The organism is Sphingobacterium shayense, assembly GCF_013179575.1.
GTDB classification, from domain to species: domain Bacteria; phylum Bacteroidota; class Bacteroidia; order Sphingobacteriales; family Sphingobacteriaceae; genus Sphingobacterium; species Sphingobacterium shayense.
Map to the genome: position 1 here is coordinate 1 of NZ_JABMCQ010000201.1, position 6,110 is coordinate 6,110.

At 39.7% G+C, this 6,110-nt stretch carries 3 protein-coding genes and 1 pseudogene; 1 reads left to right on the forward strand and 3 read right to left on the reverse strand.

The window, feature by feature from the left end; all coding sequences use genetic code 11:
• From HP439_RS17040 to cls, 3 genes and pseudogenes are all read right to left on the reverse strand, one after another.
• Window positions 1–584, reverse strand: a pseudogene (locus tag HP439_RS17040) (reverse transcriptase domain-containing protein); the annotation flags it as partial.
• A 474-nt stretch (window positions 585–1,058) separates the two neighbouring features.
• Window positions 1,059–3,779 (reverse strand): carboxypeptidase regulatory-like domain-containing protein, encoded by a 2,721-nt coding sequence (locus tag HP439_RS17045; protein ID WP_172391542.1) that lies wholly within the window; start codon window positions 3,777–3,779, stop codon window positions 1,059–1,061.
• A 68-nt stretch (window positions 3,780–3,847) separates the two neighbouring features.
• Window positions 3,848–5,323: a cardiolipin synthase gene (gene cls / locus HP439_RS17050; RefSeq protein ID WP_172391543.1), complete on the reverse strand. Its 1,476-nt coding sequence runs from the start codon at window positions 5,321–5,323 to the stop codon at window positions 3,848–3,850.
• A gap of 172 nt (window positions 5,324–5,495) precedes the next feature.
• On the opposite strand from cls, the gene HP439_RS17055 reads away from it, so the two are divergent.
• On the forward strand, window positions 5,496–6,110 hold a 615-nt coding region (locus HP439_RS17055; protein WP_172391544.1), incomplete at its 3' end, for an efflux RND transporter periplasmic adaptor subunit.

Genomic DNA, 6,110 nt, shown 5'->3' on the forward strand with positions numbered 1-6,110 from the left:
AAATCAAGCTCTACAACCCACGTGTATCCCGTGTTGAGATATTCTTGTGCTTTACGGACGGCCTGATGAGCATTCCGATGGGGTCGGAAGCCGTAGCTGTTCTCGTGAAAATCGCCCTCGTACTTTAGCCCAAGCCACCCAGAGATGCTTTGTTGAATAACTCGGTCGATGACCGTGGGAATACCCAACATACGCTTGCCGCCATTTGCTTTAGGAATCTCTACTTTCCGGACAGCTTGTGGGTGGTAAGTGCCGCAGAGAATGTCCAACCTCAAGGTGCGCCAATGCGTGTTCAGGTAGTCACGAAGTTTATCGATCTGCATACCATCAACTCCGCTAGCGCCCCCGTTGGAGATAACACGCTTAACAGCGTGCTGAACATTTCGGATGTGTAATATCTCTTCCAGCATATTATTACTAAAAAAAATCTCAGGCATTGTGTCCACCTCGTTGCACGATTCGGCTAAGCTCCTCTTACATTCTACTATCGGTTTCCGACCTACCCTCATGTAAGTAGTTCTCTTAAGTGGTTCTGCTCTTAACGCGTCATCATAAACTTCTTGGTTCCTTTGCCATTCTAACATTCTGACCTTCCCTTGTTTGACGTAGAGAGACAAGGTAATATGTCGTATGCTGACTTCTGACTAAAGCATGATAGCATTATTATTCTGCTATATGTTTCTTCGCCGGCATTCGCGCATACCTTTGACAGACTTTAGTCAGATCTCCCCAGGAACAATAACTTTCCTCTCATATATCCGCTACATTTACCATAGTGCTTCCGTACAGTTTGGGACTTTGGTTTGTTTTGCAACCTCATCCAACACTTGCGGCCTTGTATGTAGTTTCTATTCGTCGGACCGAGAGTTTGCCGCCGACTTCCTTCAGATTCCTCCTCGCAGAGGACACCCTTGTCTTAAGCTAACACTTCCCACTGTAAAGGCGTGTTCGGGACTTACACCCTAGAGTTATTGCCCATGCTGGGCACACAAAAAAAGTCATTCTAGAAATAGATCTAGAATGACTTTTAAGTAATTGTTATCCAATAAATATCACATCTAATTCACTTCGTAGTAGTAAACTTCTCTTCCAATAGAACCTGATCGGTCTTGCCCTTCAACAATCACTTTATATTTTCCGCTACCATCGCCGTTATAGTATTCTAAATTGACATTTCCTGTTGAATCAAGAGTAACGTGTGGATTCCAGTAAATCGTTGTTCTGTAATCGTTAGTATTCTTTGAATCGGCTGTCGCATATTTAGGGGTATAGAATTGTCGTTCTTTAACATATCCTAACGGCATCATATCAATTATATTCGTTTTAGGTAGCATGCTTTCAATCTCAGCTAATGACATACGCGGTTGCTTTTTTGATTCATCCTTTTTGGTCATAATAGAGACAACCCCGTCATTCTGATACATACGGCTCACAGTTCCTAAATCATCTCTCAAGAAAATTTCAATTGCTTCAATTTCAGAAGGCTGTATTGAGTTTAAAGATGGCTCGTCGATTGGCATTCCATTTAAGAAAAATTGAACCGGCACACGACTCCCTTGATTATAATTTCTAGTTATGTAATATTTTAGAGTCTGATTGTCATAGGTGATACCTGTTAACAACGTGGAAAGACACATCGTTAAGACATTACATCCGCCGATGCGTTCAGCTTCTATTCTATGCTCGGGCATTGATAAGCCTGATAATGCAGAAAACTCTTTGCTTGTCACCGTCTTTTTTTGCACACCTGTTACCTGAACTTCATCAATTAATATCGAAGTCCTATACTCGTTTTTACTATTTGTCAAATAGGATTTCAATTGTTGATCAATATTTTGGAGGTTGTCGTTCGTATAAACATTACCATCATCAATTCCAGGAAAATAACTTTGATCCATGTTGATAACTAAGTTTCTAAAATTATCATTCCCTCTCGCATTAATTGTCACCTTTGAGGAATCCAGAAACACGAGATTCTCAAATGCAAATCGACCATTATTATCTGTGTACGCGTCCTTACGAAGAGCACGAGCGGGGATCGACAGTAGAAGTCCACCATTGGGATATGGCCGGCCGGTATTTAGTCGTAGCGTTCCTGTCAAACTAATACCTTGCTCAGGGAAAAACTGTACTTTAGGTAATTTTTCAGAAAGCAAATCATCATAAGAAAAGCGCCGAAAACCTTGGGTCATTAATAAAGCATCTAGCGCGTCGCTTCTATTCTCGTTCTCTGGATTAAAATAATAATTCGGTTTCTCTACGTATCCTTTCAAATCCGACACCAATAGAAAGTCACTCAAAATCCCTAAATCGTTATCATCATTAAATGGAACCTTCGATTCATCAATCACTGATACTGAATAGTTTCCGATTAAAGAGTCTTTCGGTGCCACATTAATTGATAGCTTGGTAAGTTCCTTCTTTGTATAATTTGCTTTATCACTCTTAACGGCGATATCTATGAGAGGCTGAGAAGAATTGAATACCAGCCGCTCACTCAAAAGTTTACCGTTAGGTTGCATAACAGTAATTTGAATTATGCCATTCGGCAATTTTTCCCTAGGGATATTTACCAAAATTGACGAATTCTTTAGAGTAGCTTGCGCAGCATAAACTAAATGTCCATTAGATTGCCCAAGCACATAAAATGGTTGATTTGCCATTTTTTGGTAGTATGTCTCATTCGTAATTAAGGCCAAATTCAGTGTTATAGGATCGTCCTTATGCAAAATGACATTTATACCCTCGTTGACTACTTCCGGTAGGTCATACGTTCGCTCTTCGCCATTTTCAAATTTAACTACTGCTTTATAAGATTCTCCTTCTATTGGAACAAAGTTAATAGCCCCCATCCCCATCGCTAAGTCAGTAAAGGTTGCAATCTCCTTCTTCTTGCTATCGATAATTTTACCATTAACTTTCAAACCCTTCCCCGTGGAACTTACAGCCTTAAATGCGAGCTTTTTAGACACTCCCGCCAGCATATCACCGCCTTCAGGAAAGAATTGAACATCGGCATCCCACAGTGCATTCTTCAACGGATAACTACCCACTAAGTTTCCATCTGAGTTTGCGTTCTCAACAATCACGTTTAAGCGTCCCTTTTTTAAATATTCCTGCTCTTTAATTGTGAGGTTAATCGAAACTTTCCCCATATCGTCTGTTTCTGTCTTCCCCTTATCAAAAGCGTCCCATCCGTCGATGGCTTCCCAAGTAATTTTCTTACGACCCAATAAATTGCCCGAGCGATCTCGAAACTGGAAAGTCACTTTAGTCTTGGTGGCGTTCTGCGGAGTAAACGTCACTTCAGCACCTAGCTTCTTGTTTATCGCATCGCCTACAGGAACAATCTTGTTGTAAAAATAGCCAGCGTCAAAATTTGCCATCCATTTTGTGTAAGCTCGAAAGCGGTAATTATCCTGGGAAATAAATTGCGGGTCCAGTACAAGTTGTCCTGCACCGCCATTCTCTTTTAAGGGTACCCGCATCGTTTGTATCAAAGAGTCCTTGCTGTTAAGCATCTCTACATACACAATCTTACTCGGGTTATATTCAATCAAATTATGGTTCAAATAGGTCTTAAACCAAATAGTATCGCCCACCGCATAATAGGGTTTATCAAAATGAATGTGGACCTTCTCAACGGGATATACACCGAAGTATTTTTGAACTTTGTCAACAACGTTGTTAATAGGAATTACAGGGACCTGCTGCGCGGATAAGTATCTAACATTCAATAATAACAAGAAGGCAACTAAATAAAAATAACTTTTTTTCATCAAAACATAGATTATTCAAGGCTCTAAATATATCGATTTTTATTCCCAATATAAAGGAATTTAACAGGTTATAACAAAGGAGCCAATAATCGACAAACCGAATCAAGACCACGCTTCCAAGCTACACGCTTACCCCATTGTTCTAAAGTCATCTGTTTGCAATCTCTTTTATCGATCTCAAATTGCACCCCGAGCTGCCGACACAATGTTGGGTCAGATATCACAGCCGCTACTTCGTAGTTAATATAAAAACTCCGAATATCAAGGTTAACAGTACCGATGAAGGATAATTTTTCGTCAATGTTTATTGTCTTGGCATGGATGAAACCTTTATCATAAAAAAAGACTTTTACTCCTCGCTCCAGCAATGGTTTTATGAATGATAAACTAGCGTGCTGAACGATATAGGAATCCGATTTTCGAGGTAGCATTAGCTCAACTTCAATACCAGCCGCTGCCGCAACTTGCAATGCTGTAGAAAGTTCATCACTTGGAACATAATATGGTGTCACTAGTTGGATTTTACGATCGGCTTCTCCTATTGCTATAAGAATAGCTTCCAAATTATAAGGTCCGACAGACCCCGGGTCGCTAGAAACGAACGTTACTGCAGCGTCTCCTTTTTGCACGATGGTTTCCTCACGAGCCAAATACCCATCCTTTAATTCGTACGGTTTTCCTCCTGCTAAATTCCACGAATTCCAAAACCCAACCTGCATCATTGCCACACCATTTCCAATAATTTCAACAGAGGTATCACGCCAATAAAGCGAATTGGTATCGCCGACACTATTAATATAACGGTCTGAAATATTTATTCCTCCTATATAGCCAATTCTACCATCTATAACCGCAATTTTCCGATGATTTCGATAGTTGCTATTGGCCAAAGATGTAAATTTCACTGGCATGAATGAGATGAATTGAATTTTCGACTCTTTTTTTTTCGTAAGATATTTAGTTAACGCCGGAGAGCCGATACTATCCACTAAGAGCCGAACAACAATACCCTGATCAGCCTTCTGTTCTAACAGGTTTAATATTTTCGTACCTATTTGATCCATTTCATAAATATAGTACTCCAAGTGCACAGAATGTTTTGCTTCATCTATAGATTTCAACAACTCCTCAATTTTTTGCTCGCCATTTATAAGCAATTTCACCTGATTTCCTAAAGTTGGAGAAGACAGCTTTTCGTTTTTTAAAAACCTAAAAACCCGAGAAAGATTGCCTATTCTGTTACTCAGGCGTTCTAGGTCTCTCTCCATATAGGGAACTAACTTGTTCCACTCATCACGTAATCGAAGCTCTTGTATACGATTTTCACGCTTAATGCGTTTGACTTTAATAAATTTCTGACCAAAGAGATAATATAATAATAGGCCTACAAAGGGTAAAAATGCAATCACTAGTACCCAGGAAATCGTTTTCGAGGGGTTGCGATTTTCGATCAGGATTGTCGTAATCACACCTAAATAAAGGATGAGTAACGGAATCCAATACCATTGTTTTACGAACTCGAGAATTAGATAAAATAATTCCATAAATATTTCAAACCATATCGTTCAAGCCCTACGTAGTAAAGCGTTTCCCGCAATAAATTAACGTTAAGTTTTGTTAAACAACCAACAAAATTCCGTATTTTGTCTTATTATTGCATCACTGTAACTTAACCGTTACAAAAATCAAACAGGTTCAACAAGTTAATTAAAAGAGATGAATATTAAAAGCTCCAGGGTAAAACAAATTATATCTTTATCATGCATTTTGATAGCAGCTGGGATTGCAATAAAATGCTCAACAGGCAAGTCAGAAGAAAAAGACGCAGCCAATAAGTCTCTAGCACTTCCAGTGTATACAGTAGACACTAGCGACGCGATTACGGTAAAGGACTATCTTGGTACAATTGAAGGAAAGGTCACAGTTGACGTTCGCCCCCAAATAGAAGGTATACTCCGTGAAATATATGTCGACGAAGGTGAATTCGTACAAAAGGGACAGAAAATGTTCAAAATTGACGCGTCAGCATATCAAGAAGAACTAAATAATGCGGTAGCGACACAAAACGTTGCTAAAGCAAAGCTCGACAACGCCCAATTAGAGGTAGACCGCTTAAAACCATTGGTCGAAAATGATGTTATTTCCGAAGTACGGCTACGTTCGGCAAAATCTGACTACGACGTTGCAAAAGCTTCATTAGCTCAAGCAACAGCTGCTGTCGGTAGTGCTCAAATTAACAAAGAATTTACTTTAATTACCGCGCCTGTTAGCGGGTATATAAGCCGAATTCCAAAAAGAATCGGCAACCTTGTTACCAAAGGAGACAAAGAA